The sequence below is a fragment of the Aminipila terrae genome (assembly GCF_010120715.1).
GTDB lineage: Bacteria > Bacillota > Clostridia > Peptostreptococcales > Anaerovoracaceae > Aminipila > Aminipila terrae.
Window position 1 is genome coordinate 2,171,508 of sequence record NZ_CP047591.1, and the last position, 20,791, is coordinate 2,192,298.

Genomic DNA, 20,791 nt, shown 5'->3' on the forward strand with positions numbered 1-20,791 from the left:
GGATTTATTATGAAAAAAGAGTTTTAGCAGGAGTTTTATCCCTTGTTTTAGTTATGGGACTGTTAGCTGGATGTGGAAGCAAGACTGAGAAAAAGGCGTCTGAAACAACTGATTTGAAGCCAATCAAGGTTGCAGCATCCGCTACACCACATTCAGAGATACTGGAAAAGGCTAAAGAAATTCTTGCAAAAAAAGGCTGGGATCTGCAGGTTACGGTGTTTAATGATTATGTACAGCCTAATGAAGTAGTAGAAAGTGGAGCATTTGATGCCAATTATTTTCAGCATGTTCCTTACATGAACAGTTATAATGAAGAAAAAGGCACACATCTTGTAGATGCAGGAGACATTCATTATGAACCATTTGGAATTTATCCAGGCACAAAAAAGAGTTTAAAGGATTTAGCAAAGGGAGACGTAATTGCAGTACCAAATGACACTACCAATGAGGCAAGAGCATTACTATTATTGCAGGATAATGGCGTAATTACTTTAAAAGACGGGGCTGGATTGGAAGCTACAGTAAATGATATCAAAGACAATCCGTACGGTATTAAAATCGAAGAACTGGAAGCAGCACAAGTTTCACGAGTTGTTAAAGAAGTTGCATTTGTTGTATTAAATGGAAATTATGCTTTAGAAGCAGGATTCTCTGTAAAGAAAGATGCCATTGCATATGAAAAATCAGATTCTGAGGCAGCAAAAACATATGTAAACATTATTGCTGTTAAAAAGGGAAATGAAAACAGCGAAGGAATAAAGGCTTTGGTAGATGTACTGAAATCAGATGAAGTTAAGAAATTTATTAATGACAAGTATGATGGAGCAGTGATTCCTTTTCAATAGCAGGTATATAATTTAATTGAAAATAGACAGTTCAATGAGATAAGTTTAGGGCTGAATCCTGTATGGCACAGGATTCAGCCCTTTTAGCATGTACACAATTCATCATTCATATTTTACAATTATGAATTATTTTATGATAAGTATCTGTTTTGCAGTTTTACCGTCATCACTCAAACTTACGGCTATGGTTGTACCCACAGATAAGTCTGAGATGGCAGCAGAAGAAGTACTGTTTTTCATGTAACCGATTTTTGTAGAATCATTAATATTAATGGTAAGAGTTTCGTCTGTAAGGGTTATATTACTTTTTTCTGAAGGAGCTGCTTTTTCGTCTGCAGGCGGAATCTGTCCGTCAGGAGGGTTCTGACCGTCAGGCTTTTCAGGAGGCTGGCCCCCAGGTGCATTTTGGTCATCCGGTTTTCCAGGAGGATTCTCACCGTCGGAAGGATTCTGCCCATCAGAAGGAGCCTGGACGGCAGATGGAGTCTGTCCATCAGGAGCCTGTTCCTTTTTTCCCTGAGGAGGCTCGGTAGGATTTGCAGTGCCCAGAGCAAGTGTAATTTTATTATCTTTTATGGATTTAATCTGGCCATATTGAAGAGTCTGTTCATTTTCTGACTGAACCGATGCTTTACTGTTTTTACCCGTTTCCTTTACAGCAGTTGAACCGCAGGCAGTTAAACTTAATGCAGCAATTAAGAAGCCGATTAAAAAACATATTGTAATTTTTTTCATAAATATACCTCCAAATTACATTTAATTGATGAGAGTATTATATTTGGTGTATGCAATGATTTTGTGATGGAATAAAGAAGAAATGGAGAATATTGTAAATCAACTTTTAAAACAAAAGGTCCTGTAGTAAAATTTATGATGATTGAAATTTATGGTGATAAAGTATATTATGTTAATATGTTCTTTTTGCAATTCTATAATTGATAGGGTAAATGGAATAATAATTTAAAATTTAATTAGAATTCAGGGATGACTAGTATGATAGAAAAATATAACAACCCGGTTGCTTTTTTAGATTCGGGAGTTGGTGGTATCAGTGTGCTGAACGAAGCTGTTAAAATGATGCCAAATGAAGATTATATTTATTTGGGAGATTCCAGAAATGCTCCCTATGGGACGAAAACAACGGAAGAAGTACGGGACTTAACAGAAAGAAATGTTGAATTTCTATTAGAACAGGGGGCTAAGGCAGTTGTAATAGCCTGTAATACCGCAACCAGTGCAGCCGCCGACTATTTGAGAGATAAATATAAGGAGGTTCCCATTATCGGAGTGGAACCTGCACTTAAGCCAGCAGCATTAAATAATGAAGGGGAAAAAATATTAGTAATGGCTACTCCCATGACCCTTGCTGAAAGGAAGTTTAAAAATCTCATGACCAGATATGAGGAGTATGCTAAAATTGTACCTGTACCTTGTGGAGGCCTCATGGAATTTGTAGAAATGGGAAAACTGCAGGGAAAAGAGCTGGAAGAATTTTTAGGTACCCTTTTAACTAAAAGCGTATGTGAGAGCGCTAAAGCGGTTGTACTTGGATGTACTCACTATCCATTTATAAAAGACATTATATTGAAGATAATAGGTCATGATGTTCAAATTTATGATGGAGGAGAGGGTACAGCCAGACAGCTTAAGAGAAGGCTCAGCAGAGATAAAATCCTAAGCCAGAGCAAGGATCCAGGCCAGATAAAAGTGATTAATACATTGAATGACGACAGTATGATGGAATTATCAGAAAAGCTGTTAGTAAGAAAATGACAGTGGCTGATGAAAATATGGAGGTAAACGATGGAAGAAGAAAAGAAGGACTTAAAAGGGACCGGGGAGGAACAGCCTCATTGGGTCGGAAAGGAATATTCATTTTTTAACCACAGTAAGTGTGAATATTTCCCCTGCCACAAAACCAATAAACCTGAAGAGTTTAACTGCCTGTTTTGCTATTGCCCTTTATATGCATTAGGAGACAAATGCGGCGGTAATTATAAGTATAATGAAGAAGGGGTAAAGGACTGCAGCCAATGTAAACTGCCCCATGTGAGAGAGAATTATGGCTATATCATGAAGAAATTTTCTGAGCTTATCGAAGTGGCTAAAATAAAATAGAAAATTTTTATTGACTTAAATACTGAAAAAGTGTAAACTAATTTTGCATTGTGTGTAACAATGCCTGGTTGAGAATGTCAAAAACCTTTTAAGGTTTTTTTCATAAGGGTGCAGGCTGGGAAGGACCGGCCGTGGCCCGCAAAGTTATAGTAAGATTGCCGAAAGTGATTGACTGGTAAATTTGGTCAATTTTAGTAGGTGAGGAGGTAAAAAATGAAATCATTTATTGCAAAGCCTCAGGAAGTAGAGCACAAATGGTATGTGATCGATGCTGAGGGCAAAACTCTTGGTAGACTTGCATCCGAAGTTGCTGCAATCCTTAGAGGTAAGAAAAAGCCAATCTACACACCACACGTTGACTGCGGTGACTATGTAATCGTTATCAATGCAGAAAAAGTAGAAGTAACAGGTAAGAAGAGAAAAGAAAAAATCTATAAGAGACATACTGGATATCCAGGCGGCCTTAGAGAAATCACTTTTGAAAAGTTACAGGCCAAGAAGCCAGACGAAATAATCAGACATGCGGTAAAAGGCATGATGCCAAATGGAAAACTTGGCAGACAGATGTATAAAAAACTAAAGGTTTATGCTGGTGCTGAACATGATCATGCAGCGCAGAAACCTGAAGTTTGGGAATTTTAGGAAGGGGAGGAATAGACAATGGCAAAGATTCAGTATCAAGGAACAGGAAGAAGAAAGTCTTCAGTTGCTAGAGTTCGATTAATCCCTGGAAAAGGTGAAATCATCGTAAACAAGAAGCCGCTTGAAGAGTATTTTGGAATGGAAATCGTTAAAAGAGAAGTTAGAAGACCTTTTGAGGTTGCTGGATGTGAAGGAAAGTTTGACGTAATCGCTACTGTAAATGGTGGTGGATTTACTGGTCAGGCAGGAGCTTTAAGACATGGTATCTCAAGAGCACTTTGTGTAGCTGACAAGGAAGCATTCAGAGCTGTACTTAAAGCTGCAGGATTTTTAACAAGAGACCCTCGTATGAAGGAAAGAAAGAAGTACGGTTTAAAGAAGGCAAGAAGAGCATCACAGTTCTCAAAGCGTTAATTTTATACCGGTTCAGAGAAAAGATCAAAGCTCTGCAATCTTACAGGATTGCAGAGCTTTTCTTTTTACTCAGATTTCGCAAGCCAGTATCGAGAATAAGACAGTAGTAAGGAATTTTTTTGCTTTTAGGTCTTGATTTTTGTCAGCAGGCGCGGTATATTATATTTGTTAGCACTCTTTATAGATGAGTGCCAAAGAACGAACAGGGGTGTTTATATACTAACTATATAATATTACATAAGAGAGAAAGAGGGAATATTACATGGCAAAGAAACAATTTAAAGCAGAATCAAAGCGACTGCTGGACTTAATGATTAATTCTATTTATACGCATAAAGAAATCTTTCTAAGAGAGATTATTTCCAACGCAAGTGATGCTATTGATAAGTTATACTATCTTACCCTTACTGAAAATACTGGCATATCAAGAGAAGATTTTTATATCAGGCTTGCAGTAGACAAAGATGCAAGGTCATTAACCATAACCGATAATGGAATTGGTATGACTAAAGATGAGATGGAAAATAATTTAGGTACCATTGCCAGAAGTGGTTCTCTTCAGTTTAAAGAAGAGAATGCAGACAAAATGGAAGGCAAAGATGAAATTGACATTATTGGGCAGTTTGGTGTAGGCTTCTACTCTGCATTTATGGTGGCTTCAAAGATTCAGGTTATCAGCAAAGGCTATGGACAGGACCAGGCGTATATGTGGGAATCTACAGGGGTCGATGGCTACAGCATTACAGAGTGCGATAAGGATGATGTAGGTACCCAGATTATTTTATATATCAAAGAAGATACGGAAGACGAAAAGTATGGAGAATACTTACAGGAATATAAGATTAAAGGACTTATTAAGAAATATTCCGATTACATTCGATATCCAATAAAAATGAATGTTGAGAAACATAAAATGAAAGAAGCCACTGAAGAACAGAAGGCTGATAAGGATTATACACCTGAATATGAGACTTATAGGGAAGATGATACTTTAAATAGTATGGTACCAATCTGGAAAAAGAGTAAAGGCGCCATTACAGAAGAGGAGTACAACCAGTTCTACAAAGAGAAATTCTTTGATTTTGAAGATCCTGCAAAAGTTATCCACACAAATGTTGAAGGAGTGTCAACTTACAATGCATTAATGTACATTCCTGCAAGGACCCCATACAATTATTACACAAAGGAATATGAAAAGGGGCTGCAGCTTTATTCCAGCGGAGTATTAATCATGGAGAAATGTGCGGATCTTCTGCCTGATTACTTCAGCTTCGTAAAAGGCCTGGTAGATTCACAGGATTTATCCCTGAATATTTCCAGAGAAATGCTTCAGCATGACAGACAGTTAAAGGCCATTGCAGTGAGACTGGAAAAGAAGATAAAATCTGAACTGATTGAAATGCTCAATACAGACAGGGAAAAGTATGAAAAGTTCTTCGAGAATTTTGGCATGCAGCTTAAATTTGGAGCCTACAATGAATATGGCATGCACAAAGATGCCGTAAAAGAATTGCTAATGTTCTATTCTTCATCAGAAAAGAAACTGGTTACATTCTCAGAATATGTTTCAAGAATGAAGGAAGATCAGAAGTACATTTATTACGCCTGCGGTGAGAGCAGAGAAAAGCTTGATAAGCAACCGCAGACTGAAATGCTTAAAGATAAAGGATATGAAATCCTTTACTGCACAGATGAGATTGATGAATTTGCCTTTAAGACTATTGGATCCATCGAGGAAAAACAATTTAAATCGGTTTCCAGTGACGATTTAGGCATTGAAGAAACTGCTGAGGAGAAGGAAGCATTAGAAAAGCAGAAGGAAGAGAATAAAGATCTGTTTGAAGCAATGAAAGAAGCTTTAGACGGTAAAGTTTCAGAAGTCAGAGTTTCTCAGAGACTGAAGAGTCATCCTGTATGCTTAACAAGCAATGGAGAGATTTCCATTGAGATGGAAAAAGTCCTGAACTCAATTCCTGCAAACAATGATAAGGTTTCAGCGGAGAAAGTTCTTGAAATTAATGCAAATCATAAGGTATTTGAATCCCTTAAGGCTGCTTATGAAAATGATAAGGATAAAGTTAAAGACTATGCAAAACTTTTGTATAATCAGGCTCTTTTAATTGAAGGAATGCCAGTTGAAGATCCTATTGAATTTTCCAACGCAATATGCAATTTGATGTAATTGCATTACTGGCAGATTATAAAATTAGATCAAATAAATAAAAAAACAAAATATAAAACCTGCTTTAATTACAAGGCAGGTTTTATGTATTTAGTAGATAAATTCATCATATTTAAAACAATTTTAGGAATTTGTGGAACCTTTCTTTAATTTTGGCTGTCTAAAATAAAAACAAGAACATTACACTAGTGATAATGATATGAACAAGGAGAAATTATGAAGAAAAAAGCTATTATTAAAATATTGTCAGGAGTTCTTTGCTTAACTATGCTCATGTCAGCTACAGCTTTTGCAGAAACAGGAATACATAAGGATTTAGTGCCAACAGCCGATAATACGGTTTTACAGAATGTAAAACAGCAGGATGAACCATATCTCACAGAAGAAGGTATTATTACAAGCACAGAAGAAAAGGAAGAATCCTATCGGGTTCAAATAGATAATGATAAGATGGGCATGGTTTTTTATATTAGTAAGGATGCCTTTATTATTGATCAGAAATCAGGGAAAAGGTTAACAGCTAAAGATTTAAAAAATCAGATGAAGATTACAGCCATACTCCCTGCAAATGCTCCAATGACCCTAAGCCTGCCACCCCAGACTTCACAAGCTGTAGGATTTATTGTAAGAAGTGATACAGGCTCCATGGATGTATCTTTATATAATGATACGTTGGTGAATAAGGACAATACCTTAAAACTGAATCTGTCAGAATATACTCAGATTGTTGATGCCAAAGGAAATGACAAAATGTATACGGCCAAGGATATCAGGAACAAGGAGTGCGTAGTTCTCTATGCAGTATCTACAAAGAGTATTCCGGCCCAGACAGTTCCTGAGATGGTTATTATTTTGGACAAGGACAATAAACCAGAAACTTCTGAAGCAAAGTATGTATCTCTTAGAAGTGAAGCAGAGGCCAAAGGTTATAAGGTAGAATGGACGTCACATAAAAAACCAGTTGTATTGACTAAAAATGATATGAAAATTGAATTGACCATGGGAAGTGATGATTTTAAATTTACCCATCTGACAAAGGACTTAAAACCTTTGGATCAAATGGATAAAATGGATTTACCAGCAGTTCTTAAAGGAGAACAGACTGTGGTTTCCAACCATTTTATAGAAGCCTTAGAATAGATGATAAAAAACTGCTCTACCAGAGCAGTTTTTCTTATTTGGTAGACTGAAGGAAGAATTTCATGTATACTATATCCGATTAAATGTAAGAAAAAAGTACGGAACAGACCTATAAAAGGAGGCACAGATGATGAATCGTGATTATAAGAAATTACAAAATGGCAGTGATATAAGGGGCATAGCTCTGACAGGAGTAGATGGGGAGCTGCCTAATTTAGGAGAACAGGAAGCGGCCAATCTGGCAGCTGGGTTTTTATTGTGGTTATCCAGAAAAACGGAGAAAGAACCCAAGCAGCTAAAGATTGCAATTGGATCTGATCCAAGGCTTTCTGGCAGGGATTTGCTCCATGGAATTCTCCATGGAATTCTGCCTTATGGGGTCACTATTTTAAATTGCGGGCTGGCTTCCACTCCGGCAATGTTTATGTCAACTGTTTTTCCAGAGTTTAATTGTGATGGAGCAATTATGATAACTGCCAGCCATCTCCCTTTTAACAGAAACGGATTTAAGTTTTTTGACAAAAAAGGAGGACTGGATAAAAAGGATATCCAGCAGATAATTGCCTGCGCTGAATCGGATGAACAATTAAAAGAATTAGGAGAAAGAGTAAATAAGGAGAGCACTAATCTGGTACAAGATGAAAAAGTGTATTCTTCTATGAAGGCTGATTTAATGGGGGCTTACTGTGATTTCCTTAAAAATAAGATAAAGGATGGAGTGAAACACCAGAAGTGTTATGAAACACCATTGAAAGGGCTGAAGATTGTTGTGGATGCCGGCAATGGGGGCGGAGGATTCTATGCAACACAGGTACTGGAACCTTTGGGAGCAGATATTTCTGCCAGCCAGTTCCTTGACCCAGATGGAACTTTTCCCAATCATGCACCAAATCCTGAAGACAAGGATGCCATGAAGTCGGTTTCTATGCAGGTTATAGAAAGTGGGGCCGATTTAGGGCTGATTTTTGACACAGATGTGGACAGGTCCTCCGCAGTTGACCACAGGGGACGTGAAATCAGCAGGAACGGCATAGTGGCTATGGCAGCAGCATTAGTTGCAGAGGATTATCCTGGGACCACAGTGGTTACAGACAGCATTACCAGTGACCAGTTGACCGTTTTTCTTGAAAACAATCTGGGCCTCAAGCATAAGCGTTTTAAACGTGGCTATAAAAATGTAATAAATGAGGCAGTTAAACTAAATGCAGAAGGTACGGACTGTCAGCTGGCTATTGAAACTTCCGGCCATGCAGCATTAAAAGAAAATCATTTTCTGGATGATGGGGCCTATCTGGCTACTAAAATCGTTATTAAGGCGGCAAAACTGGCCCTTGAGGGTAAAACCTTGGACAGCTTGATTTCCACTCTGGAGGAGCCTGCTGAGGCCCTGGAGATAAGACTCCCTATTACCTGTGAGGACTTTGGAACTTATGGAGACAAAATTATTGAGGATTTACAACTGTGGGCATCCATGAAGGATTGTGCAAGACGTAATGAGGAAGGAAATATTGTCCCTGTTGAAGAGGAGGGCTGTTGCTTATGCCACTGTGGAATGAGTACTGCCCAGCCGAACTATGAAGGGGTACGAGTGAATTTTTCCAAAGAACATGGGGACGGATGGTGTCTTCTGCGAAAATCCCTTCATGACCCGATTATGCCGTTAAATATAGAATCTAACAAAGCAGGAGGCTGCGGACAGATTATAGAGAAACTGAGGCCTTTCCTGGCAGCCTATAAGAATCTGGATATTAGTAAATTGATTTAAGAGGAAAAAATAAGGGAGTATCATTGTACTTTTGAAAAGCATAATGATACTCTTTTAAGATTCTAGGTTATTTATTTTTTTTCATATATATAAATAGCAGCAATTACTATAGAAGATCCAAGTAACTGCACAGGGGTCAACGCGGTTCCTAAAACTATGTATGATAATAAAATAGTAAAGATGGGCTCACACAGGCTTACAAGAGAAGCCATACCAGCTTCCAGTATTTTTAAGCCTTTCATCAGGCAAAATAGCCCGATTACAGTGCACCATATGGCCAGTAAAGTTATATACAACCAATGAGTCCATTGATTCGGTATTGTAAACTCTCTCAGGCAGATGCTGTAAATCAGATATATGATACTACACGTAAAACAAACATAAGTCATTATAACCGGTGTACTTATCTCTGCAGTAAATTTTTTGTTAAATGTGAAATAGCATGAACTTGCCAGTGCAGAAAGAATCACCAGAAGAACTCCACTGATTTGGATTCCACCTCCTGGAGCATATAGAACAATGCCTATTCCTGTAACAGCAGCCAAGATACCAGATACTTTATATTTTGTGATTTTTTCCTTAAGAAATATAGCTGATAAAATGGCTACAAAGACCGGATAAATGTAAAATATTACTTCACCAACTGCTGCCGATATATATTTAAAAGCAGAAAAGAACAAAATACATTGCGCAGAATAAATGGTACCAGCTATGATTAAATAAGTAATATTTTTTCTTCCTTGAAGCAGCAGAGATTTCTGTCTTATCAGGCAGTAAATAAAAAATAAACAGGCTGCAATAAAAAAACGATAGAAGAGCAATATTCCTGGGGCTATATCAACTGAAAGCCCTAAAGTAGCCAATATGGGAATAATACTAAAACCCAATGCAGAGGCCACCATGTATAAAACGCCCTTTTTAAAACAGGGGTCTGTCTTCTCATTATTAATGACGTCTTTATTTTCCATTCAGACTTTCCTCCTTAGGATAAGATAAAAACTCTGTATCTAATTATAAAATATTTTATTAATTTAATCAAAAAAATATCTCCACCCAGATATAAAATCTGATTGGAGATATATAATTATTCACCAAGATACGCTTTTTTAACAGAATCACTGGCCAGAAGTTCTTTTCCTGTACCAGAGAGGGTAATGTTGCCTGTTTCCATAACATATGCATAGTCCGCTATTTCAAGAGCAGCCTTAGCATTTTGTTCGATGAGCAGGATATTTACACCAGCATCATTAATTTGTCTGATGATGGAAAAAATATCTTTAACAACCAATGGGGCCAGGCCCAGAGAAGGCTCATCAAGCATAAGAAGCTTAGGTTTGCTCATAATAGAACGGCCTACTGCAAGCATCTGCTGTTCACCGCCGGACAGGGTTCCTGCCAGCTGCCATTCTCTTTCCAGAAGCCTTGGAAACAGTTCATAAACCCATTTCCTGTCTTTCTTTATTTCTTCTTTGTCTTTCCTCAGATAAGCACCAAGCGTTAAATTCTCTGCTATGGTAAGATCCGGAAAAACTCTTCGGCCTTCCGGACATAAAACGATTCCATCTCCCACGATGTCTTTGGTCTGCGAAGCAGTGATATCTTTTTCATTAAATGAAATCGTACCTTCTGATTTAGGTACAAGACCCATAATGGATTTGAGAGTTGTGCTTTTTCCTGCACCATTAGCACCTATCAGAGAAATTATCTTTTTATCAGGGACCTCCAGGCTTATTCCCCGGAGGGCATGGATGCCACCATAAAATACATTCAAGTTTTCTATTTTTAACATTACTCGTCTACCCCCAAATAAGCCTCAATAACCTTAGGGTTATTCTGAATTTCTGATGGAATACCTTCTGCAATTAAAGTACCATAGTCTAAAACATAAATTCTGTCACAAATGCCCATAACAAACTGCATATGATGTTCTATGGTAAGAATTGACAGGTCAAAATCAGTACGAATCTGGGATACAAAGTTCATTAGATCATCAGATTCCTGTGGATTCATACCAGCAGCAGGTTCATCAAGAAGCAGAAGTTTAGGCTTTGTAGCAAGGGCCCTTGCTATTTCTAAGTGCCTCTGTTTTCCGTATGGAAGAGAGCTTGCTATATCATCTTTGTGCTTTTCAAGATCTAAAATCTTAAGAAGCTCCATGGTTTCTTCACGCATTTGCTGCTCTTCTTTACGGTTTAGCATAAAAGTTGCAGTAAAAACATTGGATTTAATATTTAAATGCTTTGCAATAAGAACGTTCTCGAAAACAGTAAGGTCTTTAAAAAGTCTGATGTTCTGAAATGTTCTTGCAATACCCTTCCTTGTTATTTTGTCTGGTGTTGGCACAAGAGATTTTGTATATTTACCGGCATTTTGACCGGAATAAAGGGCTTTCATTTTACCATGAGGATAATTAGAAGCAATAATTTCTTCATCAAAACTGATTTCTCCGTTAGTAGGAGAATAAACTCCAGTTATAACATTGAAAGCAGTGGTTTTGCCAGCTCCATTGGGGCCAATTAAACCAATAATCTCACCTTTATTTACTTCAAGATTTAAATTGTTCAGGGCTACAACCCCACCAAACTGCATAGTTGCATCAGATACGCGAAGCAGGTTCTGTTTACTCATTAACAGCACCTCCTTTGCGGGATTTTCTGGTAAAGAAACGATATATTCCGTCCCATGTTATTTCTTTTTGTCCCATGATACCTTTTCTCCAGAAAAGAACCACAACCATTAGTATGATAGAGAACACTACCATTCGGAAACCTGTTCGGAGGAAAGGAACATGGATTCCGGCGATAACCATAGTCTGATCAAGGAAACGCAGCCACCATTCTTTTGCAGCAGTAACAAGGAAAGCTGAGATGATGCTTCCACTGATGCTTCCAATTCCGCCTATTACAACAATAAGAAGAATGTTGTAAGTAAGCATAATAGGGAAGGTCGTTGAAGTAATTGCTCCAAGATACATGGCCAGAAGGGCACCAGCTATCCCTGCAAAGAAAGAACTGATGATAAATGACATCTGTTTATGTTTTGCAAGGTTAATACCCATAGCTTCTGCTGCGATTTCATCTTCACGGATAGCCTTAAAAGCACGGCCGTAGGAGCTTTTAATCAGTAAGCCTATAATTACTATACAGATAAATACAATAATAAAAGGTGTGTAGTATGAACTGTAAGCAGGGATTAGTTTTAGCCCAAGAGAACCATTTGTTATTTTATTAAACGGGGAACTTGCTACTAAAATACGGACAATCTCTGAAAAACCTAAAGTTGCTATGGCAAAATAGTCACTCTTCAGTCTGAGTACAGGTGCACCGATTATAGCTGCTAAAAATGCAGCCATAACCCCTGCCAGAATTAATCCGGCCCAGGAAGGCAGTTCAACATTTGCCAGTACGTCTGAAACACCATATAGATAATATACGATAGGTTTGCTGCCCACAGGAATGGTTAAAACGGCAAAGGTATAAGCACCAATGGCCATAAAACCTGCCTGACCCAATGAAAATAAACCGGTAAACCCGTTAAGGAGATTCATGGATACTGCAGCAAGAGCGTAAATAGCACCTAATTGCAATACTGTGCGGAGCATGGAAGACTGTGTAGTGAATTCGTCAACTGAAAATATAATTCCCGCCAATACAATCAATGCAATTATGGTACAAATAGTTTTTGATTTTTTTGTCATAATTACACCTTCTCCGCTAAATTCTCACCGAACAGACCCGTTGGCCTGAACATTAAAACTACAATCAATAATACAAATGTAAATACATCACTGAATTCTGAGTATCCTGCTGCTTTTATCAGAGTCTCTGAAAAACCTATGATAAAACCACCCACAACGGCACCCGGAATACTACCAATTCCCCCGAATACTGCTGCAATAAAGCATTTTAATCCTGGGAGAGAGCCTGCTAATGGAAATACAGAAGGTCTTGGCGTAAAATAAAGCATAGAACCTAAAGCAGCCAGGAAACAGCCGATTATAAATGTAAAGCTTATAACGCTGTTGATTTTAATACCCATTAGTTGTGCCGCTTCAAAGTCTTTAGATACAGCTCTCATGGCCATACCCATCTTTGTATATTTTATTAAAAGCATAAGCAGTACTACAAATACAATGGTGATAATCGGTGTGACGAAGGTTACCAGGGAAGTTGAAACATTACCAATATCGATAGTTTTATTTAAAATTGGAATGGATGGATATTGCTTCGGTAGTGCCGAAAATAAGTAAGTTGCCATATTTTGTAATAAGTAAGAAACACCAATTGCGGAAATCATAATGGACATCCTTGGTGCAGTTCGCAGTGGTTTATATGCCAGTTTCTCGATGACAACACCGAGAAGAACGGTACTGACTATCATAATGACCATGGATAAATACCATGGAATGCTGTGATCTACCATTGCAAATATCATGAAGTATGCTGCCATCATAAAAATATCTCCATGAGCGAAATTTATGAGTCTGAGGATACCATACACCATAGTATAACCAATGGCAATCAGCGCATATATACTACCTATGGACATGCCCGCTAAGCAATATGAAAAAAAAGCTGTTGCTGTCATTGTTTTTAAAGCCTCCTAATAAAGAAATAAAGCGGGGGGAGGACAATCTGCCTCCCTGCCGCATATTTTAGTGTGATTAATAATTCTATTAATGATATAACGACTGGACATTGTTAAGGTATTACTACTTTTTAACAGTCTGGGTCTTGATGAACTTAAATTCCTTGGATGTCAGGGAATCCTGATCTACTGTCTTGATATAAGCAGTGTCTTTAATAGCATCACCATTCTTATCAAAAGATATGTGACCAGTTACGCCATCGAAGCTTACACCTTTCAGAGCATCACGAATAGCAATGGAAGTGATGTCTCCCTCTTTACCATCAAGGCTCTTAAGAGCTTCATAAATAGCTGTATATGAATCATAACCTAAAGCTGATACTGCTGCAACAGTGTCTGTGTTTGCATTAAATGTAATGTTTTTAGGATCAGAATTTAAGTATCCTTTAAAACCTGTAACAAACTTAGCTGCAACAGGGTTGCTTGAATCGTTTTCATCGAAGAAAGTTGAGAAGGCAACACCAACAGCATCCTTAGAGATAATTGCTGCATTTTCCCAAGTGTCTCCAGCTAAAACCTGAGCTTTAATTCCATTTGCAGCAATCTGTGGTAAAATTAAAGTTGCAGTATTAATAGATGATGGAATAAAGATGCAATCAGGGTTAGATGATTTAATCTTTGTAAGGATAGCGTTAAAATCTGATTCATTTGTCTGATAAGTTTCATCAGCAACAATGGTTCCGCCTAACTCTTCAAATGATTTTTTGAAGTAGCCAGCAAGACCTGTTGAGTAGTCATCCCCATTCTGGCTTATAACTGCAGCAGTCTTGTAACCTGCATCTTTTGCATATGAAGCCATAACAGTTCCCTGGAATGGATCCAGGAAGCAAGCTCTGAAATAAAAATCATTGCCTAATGTAACCTGCGGATTTGTGCAGGAGCATCCAACAGCTGGAACTCCAGCGCTGGCAAATGTTGAACCAGCAGCGATAGACACGCCTGAGCCATAGGAACCGATTACTGCTGCTACGCCTTTGCTGATAAGGGACTGAGCAGCTGTTACTGCAGCAGACTTATCGGACTGGTTATCTACTTCTTCTAATTGGATTTTGTAAGTAGTACCATTAATGTCTACAGTAGGCATTAACTGGTTTGCGTAACGGGCACCAAGTACTTCCTGCATGCCGCCGCCACCGTTCTCACCAGTGGTTGGTTCAAATACTCCGATTTTAATAACGTCTCCTGTTACTTTCATTCCAGTAGGGGTCTGCGCCTTGCCGTCTTCTTTAGCCTTGTCGCCGCAACCAACAAAAACTGCTGATACTACTAAAGTTAGCACCAACAATATTGATAATTTCCTCATGATAATTTCCTCCTCAATATTCTATTCAGTTATATTCCATTTTACATTTTTTTTTATAAAAGTAAAGGGTTTTTGGATAAAATAACAAGTATACAATGTACTATTTGTTGGCTAAAATAAAATTCAGACAATTCGTTTTATTTTAGCCTTGTAAAGGCCTAAAAAGCCCCTAGACCTTAATTTAAACGTGTCTTGACATTGCTAAAGCTATAAAACAAAGTAGTTCTTAAGGCAGCAAATAGGGGCGTTTGTGGTACAAAAAATTGGAAACAGATAATAAAAAAAGGCAGAGCAGGAACCACAGAAATGTAAATAAAGGACATATCTGCCCCAAGAAATCAAGGGGCTGGTCCGAGTAGTCCCATACATTAAAATGAAATAACAAATTAACTATTATACCTACCGCAAGTTCATAAATTGTAATTACAATAGCACCTACCATAGCTTTTATGACAATAGAAACATTTATAAACTGCAGATTTAAATAGTAAAGCGTAAGAAGGCAGGCTCCGCCGGTTAAAAGCATGGACCAGTGAGTATATCCCCTGAACAGAATTTCTATAATGCCGTAACCCACAAAGCCAGTTGCAAATACAATAATTGCCTTTAATGCTTCCCCAGCAGAGAATGCACTCCCTATATGATTATTCAGTTTTTCCTTTATAAATTTACCTTCCATGGTTTATATTGTCTGCAGGAAAACGGTCTTTAACCGTGGTTAAAAATGCCACCTTAAAAAAGGTGGCATTTTGATTAGTCATTATATTCATAATTTGTTATTAGATTAATTTGATTATCTTCATTTACAAAGACAACTTTAGGCTTATATTGTTTGGCCTCTTCTTCATTCATTAAAGCATAGCAGATAATAATAATTTTGTCTCCAGGTTGAACTAACCTTGCAGCAGCACCATTCAAGCAAATAATACCAGAATCTCTTTCCCCAGGTATCACGTAGGTTTCTAATCTTGCACCATTATTGTTATTAACAATCTGGACTTTTTCATTTTCGAGAATTCCAGACGCTTCCATTAATGTTTTATCAATGGTAATGCTTCCCATGTAATTAAGTTCGGCCTGTGTTACAGTGGCTTTATGTATTTTGCCTTTTAACATCTGTAATATCATTTTTAATTCCTCCAGTAAAAAGGTGTGGTTCGATGAAGATACCACCCATCAAGAATAATAGCATTATAAGGAGAGAGATACAAGATATTTTATGTTTAAGGTTTAAGTTTAAAAGAATAAATGTTAAAATAAATAATTAATAAAATAACGGAGGGCGACATATGAAATTTTCGGCATATCATTCATGCATAACTGTTCTGAATCTGGAACAATCAATGAAATTTTATGAAGAGGCACTGGATCTTAAAGAAATAAGAAGAATAGATGCAGAAGATGGCTCTTTTACCATAGTTTTTTTAGGGTCAGAAAGCTCACAGGACCAACAGGAAGCCATGCTGCTAGAGCTAACCTGGTACAGAGACAGAAAAGAATCTTACAACCTGGGAGACAATGAAATACATATTGGTTTTAAAGTAGATGATTATGAATCTGCATATAAAAAGCATAAAGAGATGGGCGTAATCTGCTTTGAAAATTCTGACCTGGGGATTTATTTCATTTCAGATCCTGATGGCTACTGGATGGAGGTTGTACCAACAAGATGATTGGCAATATTTTAGCAGTTGGTGCTGGCGGATTTTTAGGGTCAGTTTTAAGGTATCTGTTTGGACAGCTAAGTAAATTTATTGCACCAGGACTGATGTTCCCTGTGGGTACATTTCTGGTAAATATTCTGGGTGCCTTTTTTATAGGTATAGCTTTTGAATTCTTTTCAAAACAGGGCTTAATGGGGAGTACTATGCAGCTGTTTATAATGGTAGGGATTATGGGCGGATTTACCACATTTTCTTCATTTTCTCTGGAAACAGTTAATTTAATCAGCAGCGGACGATTAGGACTTGCTTTTATTTATGCAGCAGGAAGTGTTTTCATATGCCTAGTGGGAGTTTGGCTTGGCAAGACAATAATTTAGGGGGAGTACATATGATTCGTTGTATAAATGCCTGGCTTGGAGCAGCAGCTGTTGCTCTTTTTACTATTCATGGCATAACCATGGGTCTGTTTCTGGCGGGATATTTAGATTATTCTCCTACAAGAAAATACTGGGGATATGCCCTTCTTATATGTATCATACTGCATGGGGTGATTAGCTTGATGTTAGTTATTTTTGCAGATGGTAAACGTAAATCTTTTGTCTATTTTAAAGAAAATAGGAAGACTCATTTACAAAGGATACTTGGGATAATAGGGGCTGTATTAATATGTCATCATATGGTGGCATACGGTTATGTAAATGCAGCTGGGGTTTATATATTAAAGGAGCCCTCTTTTACCACCTTTATAACAGAAGCAGCCATGGCTGTAGTCCTGGGGGCACATATTGTCCTAAGTCTGCCTAAGGCAGCTATTACTTTAGGAATGATAAAGACACAGAAGGAAATAAAGTTACAGACAAATCTGGCCTATATATTATTTTTTATGGTGGAATCAATAGTTTTATATGGCCTATGCAGTTACTTCTTATGACGGGGGTGATAAAAGATGCCTGAAATAATTGTAGTGGGAAACGGACTGGCGGGTCTGTCTGCGGCTATTTCAGCGGTGGAATCGGGATCAGAAGTTACATTAATTTCACAAAACACTGCGGAACGTTCACAATCTGTTATGGCTGCCGGAGGGATTAATGCCGCTTTGAATACAAAGGGGCAAGAGGATTCTGTAGAGCAGCATTATGAAGATACCATAAAGTCAGGATGTGGACTGGCAGATTCAGAGGCTTTAAAATGCATGATTCAGGAAGCTCCGGCAATTGTAAAGAAGTTAAGTAAAATGGGCGTAATTTTTTCAAGGGATAAAAATGGCAACCTGGACCTCAGATATTTTGGGGGTCAGAAAAAAATGCGTACGGCTTTTTCCAAGTCAGGTATAGGTAGGCAACTTATGTGCGGAATGTCTCAAGAAGTGAGAAGATTAGCTGCAAAAGAAAAAATAAAAATAAGAGAAAACCTGAAATTTCTTTCGGTTATAACGGACGGAAATACGTGTTTTGGAGGCATATTCAGGGATCAGTTCACTGGAAAGCTGATTGCTGTAACGGGAGATGCTATGATTCTGGCTACAGGTGGAATGAATGGTATATTTGGAAGGACCACCGGTTCCTTGCTATCAGATGGAAGTGCAACTGCCGCAGTATTCAGACAAGGTGTTAAATTAGCCAATTGTGAAATGATACAATATCATCCCACTACGGTAGAGGCCAATGGTAAACGTATGTTAATATCAGAAGCAACAAGAGGAGAAGGGGGCAGGCTGTTCACATATAGAGGAAAGGAAAGATGGTACTTTATGGAGGAATGGTATCCAGACAGAGGTAATTTAATGCCAAGGGATATTGTTTCAAAAAGTATCTATAAAGTTTGTAATGATTTGAAACTTGGCATTGAACAGAAAAACCAGGTATATTTAGATATCTCTTTTCTGCCTGAAGAAATAATACATGCCAAACTGAAGGAAGTATGTGACTTATGTAAGATTTATTTGAAAATTGACCCTTCAGAAGAATGTATACCTGTATATCCGGGAATACACTATTTTATGGGTGGGATTTATGTTGATAAAAATCATCAGAGTTCAATGGAAGGATTATATGCTGCAGGGGAGTGCGCCTGCCAGTATCATGGTGCAAACAGGCTGGGAGGCAATTCAACTTTAGGTGCAATTTATGGGGCAGAGTGGCAGCAGAAAGTGCAGTGAAGCTGGTTAACAGGACAGAGGAAAGTCATGATGCATCTCAGGTCGCTGCTAAACTGAAACAAGTACTTGTTAAGGCGGAAAATGAAAAACTTAAAAAAGAAAAACTGATTGCAAAGTATAAGGCAGGTAACGTACCTTCCTCTGCGGTTCTGGCTCAGCTCAGATTAATTATGAATGATGCCATGGGTATTGAGCGGAATGAGAAACAAATTTTGGAAGGAATCAGTAAGATAAATGTACTGATAGGAAAAATTCAGGATATGGGCCCTGGAGACTTAGATGAAACAGAACCTTTGATGACTGGCAATATGTTGTATCTGGCTAAGGCAATGTTACTGAGTGCATCTGAAAGAAAAGAAACCAGGGGAGCTCATATCCGCAAAGATTATCCCCACACAGATAACCAGAATTTCAGAAAAACTACAGTAGCATCTTATTTTAATGATGGAACCATAGACATAGCATTCAAAGAGGTACTGTAAAATGAAATTTATATTAAAAATAAAAAGGTATGATTCAACTCACTCAGGAAGCTACTTTCAGGCATTTGCCGTAGATGAGCCGCTGGACTCATCTGTTACCAGTGTATTGACCAGACTGAATCAACGGACATCTTTAACAGACATGGAAGGGCAGCCGGCAAGAACTGTAGAATGGGAATGCAGTTGTATGCAAAAAATGTGTGGAGCCTGCGCCATGGTTATTAATGGTATACCTCGTTTAGCCTGTGCCACCTTCTTACAGGAATTATGCAGAAAAGAGCAGGAAAATCCAGTAATCCGGTTAGAGCCCTTAAGCAAATTTCCGGTTATAAGGGATTTGAGAGTAGACCGGAGCCAGCTGCTCCAAGATATGAAAAAAATGAAGATATGGCTAAACACAGAGGCTGTAGTGGATAAAAAGGAACTGGAGCACCAATACCAATCAGCAGCCTGCCTTATGTGCGGATGTTGCCTGGAAGTATGCCCTAATTATTCACTGGAAAATGATTTTGTAGGAGCTGCGGTAATGAGCAATGCTTACAGGATAGCCACCCAGTTGCCTAAGGGAAGCAACAGAAGACAATTTGTTAAAGAAAATGTTAAAAGAGGGCAGGGGCATTGCTCTAAAGCACTTTCCTGTGAAAAGGTGTGCCCTGTGAATATTCCAGTGGGAGCATTAGCTTCTAAAATGAATCGCTTATATATAAAAGGACTATTTATAAAATAGTCCTTTTACTTTTCCATGGATTGTTTTAAAAGTGCCTCTGAGTAAATTTCTCTAACCTGATCGCTGAAACAGACCATCAGGACTTCTTTAATGGTATGTGAAGTCTTTAAATAGTTTTGTATAGTTCTTAATGCAATTGAAGCGGCTTTTTCCAGAGGAAAGTGATAAACTCCAGTACTGATTGATGGAAAAGCCACAGTCTCACAACCATATTGTTCGGCTAAACATAAGCTGTTATAATAGCAATTTTTCAATAACTGTTCCTCGTTACAGGTCCCGCCTTTCCAGATTGGACCAGGAGTGTGAATAACAAACCGGGCAGGCAGATTATAGCCTTGGGTGATTTTAGCTTCTCCTGTTTCGCATCCATTTAACTTCCTGCATTCTTCAAGTAGCTCCCTGCCTGCGGCTCTATGAATTGCGCCATCTACACCACCACCTCCTAAAAGTGTAGTATTGGCGGCATTTACGATGGCGTCTGCAGTTATTAATGTTATATCACCCTTAATAATTGTTATTGTACCCATAAGAATCCTCCTACCATAGATAATTAGTATTGAGCTTATTGTTTTATTATACGAGTATCGGGATAATATGTAAATGAAAAGGGCTTTTTAGATAAGTATTTTAAGAATGTAGTTCATGGGGGAAAGCAGGCATTATTTTGTCAGAATAACACGAAATAAAAAGAAATTTGACTTAAG

24 protein-coding genes are annotated in these 20,791 nt (G+C 38.0%); 14 read left to right on the top strand and 10 right to left on the bottom strand.

The window, feature by feature from the left end; translation table 11 throughout:
- The first annotated feature begins 53 nt into the window (after nucleotides 1-53).
- A complete protein-coding gene (locus Ami3637_RS10270; RefSeq protein WP_162362495.1) occupies nucleotides 54-845 on the top strand; it encodes a MetQ/NlpA family ABC transporter substrate-binding protein in 792 nt (263 codons plus the stop codon).
- Nucleotides 846-971: 126 nt separating this feature from the next.
- Here Ami3637_RS10270 and Ami3637_RS10275 read toward each other — a convergent pair whose 3' ends face one another.
- Complete coding sequence (locus tag Ami3637_RS10275) at nucleotides 972-1,580, bottom strand: hypothetical protein (protein ID WP_162362496.1); 609 nt, start codon at nucleotides 1,578-1,580, stop codon at nucleotides 972-974.
- 258 nt (nucleotides 1,581-1,838) lie between these two features.
- Between Ami3637_RS10275 and murI the strand changes: the two genes are divergently transcribed.
- The 7 genes from murI to Ami3637_RS10310 all read left to right on the top strand — a co-directional run bounded on the left by murI (nucleotide 1,839) and on the right by Ami3637_RS10310 (nucleotide 9,106).
- The gene (gene murI, locus Ami3637_RS10280; protein ID WP_202931042.1) at nucleotides 1,839-2,618 is read left to right on the top strand and encodes a glutamate racemase; all 780 of its coding nucleotides are present in this window, start codon (nucleotides 1,839-1,841) and stop codon (nucleotides 2,616-2,618) included.
- A 30-nt stretch (nucleotides 2,619-2,648) separates the two neighbouring features.
- Nucleotides 2,649-2,963 (top strand): cysteine-rich small domain-containing protein, encoded by a 315-nt coding sequence (locus tag Ami3637_RS10285; RefSeq protein ID WP_162362497.1) that lies wholly within the window; start codon nucleotides 2,649-2,651, stop codon nucleotides 2,961-2,963.
- Nucleotides 2,964-3,176: 213 nt separating this feature from the next.
- Nucleotides 3,177-3,605, top strand: a complete 429-nt coding sequence (gene rplM / locus Ami3637_RS10290; protein ID WP_162362498.1) for a 50S ribosomal protein L13 — start codon at nucleotides 3,177-3,179, stop codon at nucleotides 3,603-3,605.
- Between the two features lie 18 nt (nucleotides 3,606-3,623).
- Nucleotides 3,624-4,019 (top strand): 30S ribosomal protein S9, encoded by a 396-nt coding sequence (gene rpsI / locus Ami3637_RS10295; RefSeq protein WP_162362499.1) that lies wholly within the window; start codon nucleotides 3,624-3,626, stop codon nucleotides 4,017-4,019.
- Between the two features lie 262 nt (nucleotides 4,020-4,281).
- Nucleotides 4,282-6,201 carry a molecular chaperone HtpG gene (gene htpG / locus Ami3637_RS10300; protein ID WP_162362500.1) on the top strand — a complete coding sequence of 640 codons (1,920 nt, stop codon included), beginning with the start codon at nucleotides 4,282-4,284 and terminating at the stop codon, nucleotides 6,199-6,201.
- Nucleotides 6,202-6,417: 216 nt separating this feature from the next.
- Nucleotides 6,418-7,341, top strand: coding sequence for a stalk domain-containing protein (locus tag Ami3637_RS10305; protein ID WP_162362501.1), 924 nt, complete (start codon nucleotides 6,418-6,420; stop codon nucleotides 7,339-7,341).
- A 127-nt stretch (nucleotides 7,342-7,468) separates the two neighbouring features.
- The gene (locus tag Ami3637_RS10310; protein ID WP_162362502.1) at nucleotides 7,469-9,106 is read left to right on the top strand and encodes a phosphohexomutase domain-containing protein; all 1,638 of its coding nucleotides are present in this window, start codon (nucleotides 7,469-7,471) and stop codon (nucleotides 9,104-9,106) included.
- Between the two features lie 71 nt (nucleotides 9,107-9,177).
- Here Ami3637_RS10310 and Ami3637_RS10315 read toward each other — a convergent pair whose 3' ends face one another.
- The 8 genes from Ami3637_RS10315 to panD form a co-directional block, all read right to left on the bottom strand.
- Nucleotides 9,178-10,074, bottom strand: coding sequence for a DMT family transporter (locus Ami3637_RS10315; protein ID WP_162362503.1), 897 nt, complete (start codon nucleotides 10,072-10,074; stop codon nucleotides 9,178-9,180).
- A 116-nt stretch (nucleotides 10,075-10,190) separates the two neighbouring features.
- On the bottom strand, nucleotides 10,191-10,895 hold the full coding sequence (locus Ami3637_RS10320) for an ABC transporter ATP-binding protein (protein ID WP_162362504.1): 705 nt from the start codon (nucleotides 10,893-10,895) through the stop codon (nucleotides 10,191-10,193).
- Nucleotides 10,895-11,734, bottom strand: a complete 840-nt coding sequence (locus Ami3637_RS10325) for an ABC transporter ATP-binding protein (RefSeq protein ID WP_162362505.1) — start codon at nucleotides 11,732-11,734, stop codon at nucleotides 10,895-10,897. The genes Ami3637_RS10320 and Ami3637_RS10325 overlap by 1 nt, the downstream gene beginning before the upstream one ends.
- Entirely contained in the window at nucleotides 11,727-12,803 is a 1,077-nt protein-coding gene (locus Ami3637_RS10330; RefSeq protein WP_162362506.1) for a branched-chain amino acid ABC transporter permease, read from the bottom strand. Before Ami3637_RS10330 ends, Ami3637_RS10325 begins: the two co-directional genes overlap by 8 nt.
- A 2-nt stretch (nucleotides 12,804-12,805) precedes the next feature.
- A complete protein-coding gene (locus Ami3637_RS10335) occupies nucleotides 12,806-13,693 on the bottom strand; it encodes a branched-chain amino acid ABC transporter permease (RefSeq protein WP_162362507.1) in 888 nt (295 codons plus the stop codon).
- Between the two features lie 124 nt (nucleotides 13,694-13,817).
- Nucleotides 13,818-15,056 carry an ABC transporter substrate-binding protein gene (locus Ami3637_RS10340; RefSeq protein WP_162362508.1) on the bottom strand — a complete coding sequence of 413 codons (1,239 nt, stop codon included), beginning with the start codon at nucleotides 15,054-15,056 and terminating at the stop codon, nucleotides 13,818-13,820.
- Between the two features lie 226 nt (nucleotides 15,057-15,282).
- On the bottom strand, nucleotides 15,283-15,735 hold the full coding sequence (locus Ami3637_RS10345) for a putative ABC transporter permease (protein ID WP_162362509.1): 453 nt from the start codon (nucleotides 15,733-15,735) through the stop codon (nucleotides 15,283-15,285).
- 74 nt (nucleotides 15,736-15,809) lie between these two features.
- Nucleotides 15,810-16,184, bottom strand: coding sequence for an aspartate 1-decarboxylase (gene panD, locus Ami3637_RS10350; protein ID WP_162362510.1), 375 nt, complete (start codon nucleotides 16,182-16,184; stop codon nucleotides 15,810-15,812).
- A 161-nt stretch (nucleotides 16,185-16,345) separates the two neighbouring features.
- On the opposite strand from panD, the gene Ami3637_RS10355 reads away from it, so the two are divergent.
- From Ami3637_RS10355 to Ami3637_RS10380, 6 genes are read left to right on the top strand one after another with little or no spacing between them, the layout of a single operon-like run.
- Nucleotides 16,346-16,729: a VOC family protein gene (locus Ami3637_RS10355; protein WP_162362511.1), complete on the top strand. Its 384-nt coding sequence runs from the start codon at nucleotides 16,346-16,348 to the stop codon at nucleotides 16,727-16,729.
- Complete coding sequence (gene crcB / locus Ami3637_RS10360) at nucleotides 16,726-17,097, top strand: fluoride efflux transporter CrcB (RefSeq protein ID WP_162362512.1); 372 nt, start codon at nucleotides 16,726-16,728, stop codon at nucleotides 17,095-17,097. Before Ami3637_RS10355 ends, crcB begins: the two co-directional genes overlap by 4 nt.
- Before the next feature lie 11 nt (nucleotides 17,098-17,108).
- A complete protein-coding gene (locus Ami3637_RS10365) occupies nucleotides 17,109-17,651 on the top strand; it encodes a hypothetical protein (RefSeq protein WP_162362513.1) in 543 nt (180 codons plus the stop codon).
- A 15-nt stretch (nucleotides 17,652-17,666) separates the two neighbouring features.
- Nucleotides 17,667-18,878, top strand: a complete 1,212-nt coding sequence (locus Ami3637_RS10370; protein WP_162362514.1) for an FAD-dependent oxidoreductase — start codon at nucleotides 17,667-17,669, stop codon at nucleotides 18,876-18,878.
- Nucleotides 18,857-19,360 carry a hypothetical protein gene (locus Ami3637_RS10375; protein ID WP_162362515.1) on the top strand — a complete coding sequence of 168 codons (504 nt, stop codon included), beginning with the start codon at nucleotides 18,857-18,859 and terminating at the stop codon, nucleotides 19,358-19,360. Before Ami3637_RS10370 ends, Ami3637_RS10375 begins: the two co-directional genes overlap by 22 nt.
- Before the next feature lies 1 nt (nucleotide 19,361).
- Nucleotides 19,362-20,087 (top strand): succinate dehydrogenase/fumarate reductase iron-sulfur subunit, encoded by a 726-nt coding sequence (locus tag Ami3637_RS10380; RefSeq protein WP_162362516.1) that lies wholly within the window; start codon nucleotides 19,362-19,364, stop codon nucleotides 20,085-20,087.
- Between the two features lie 5 nt (nucleotides 20,088-20,092).
- On the opposite strand, the gene Ami3637_RS10385 is transcribed toward Ami3637_RS10380, so the two are convergent.
- A complete protein-coding gene (locus Ami3637_RS10385) occupies nucleotides 20,093-20,614 on the bottom strand; it encodes an O-acetyl-ADP-ribose deacetylase (protein WP_162362517.1) in 522 nt (173 codons plus the stop codon).
- Between the last annotated feature and the right edge of the window lie 177 nt (nucleotides 20,615-20,791).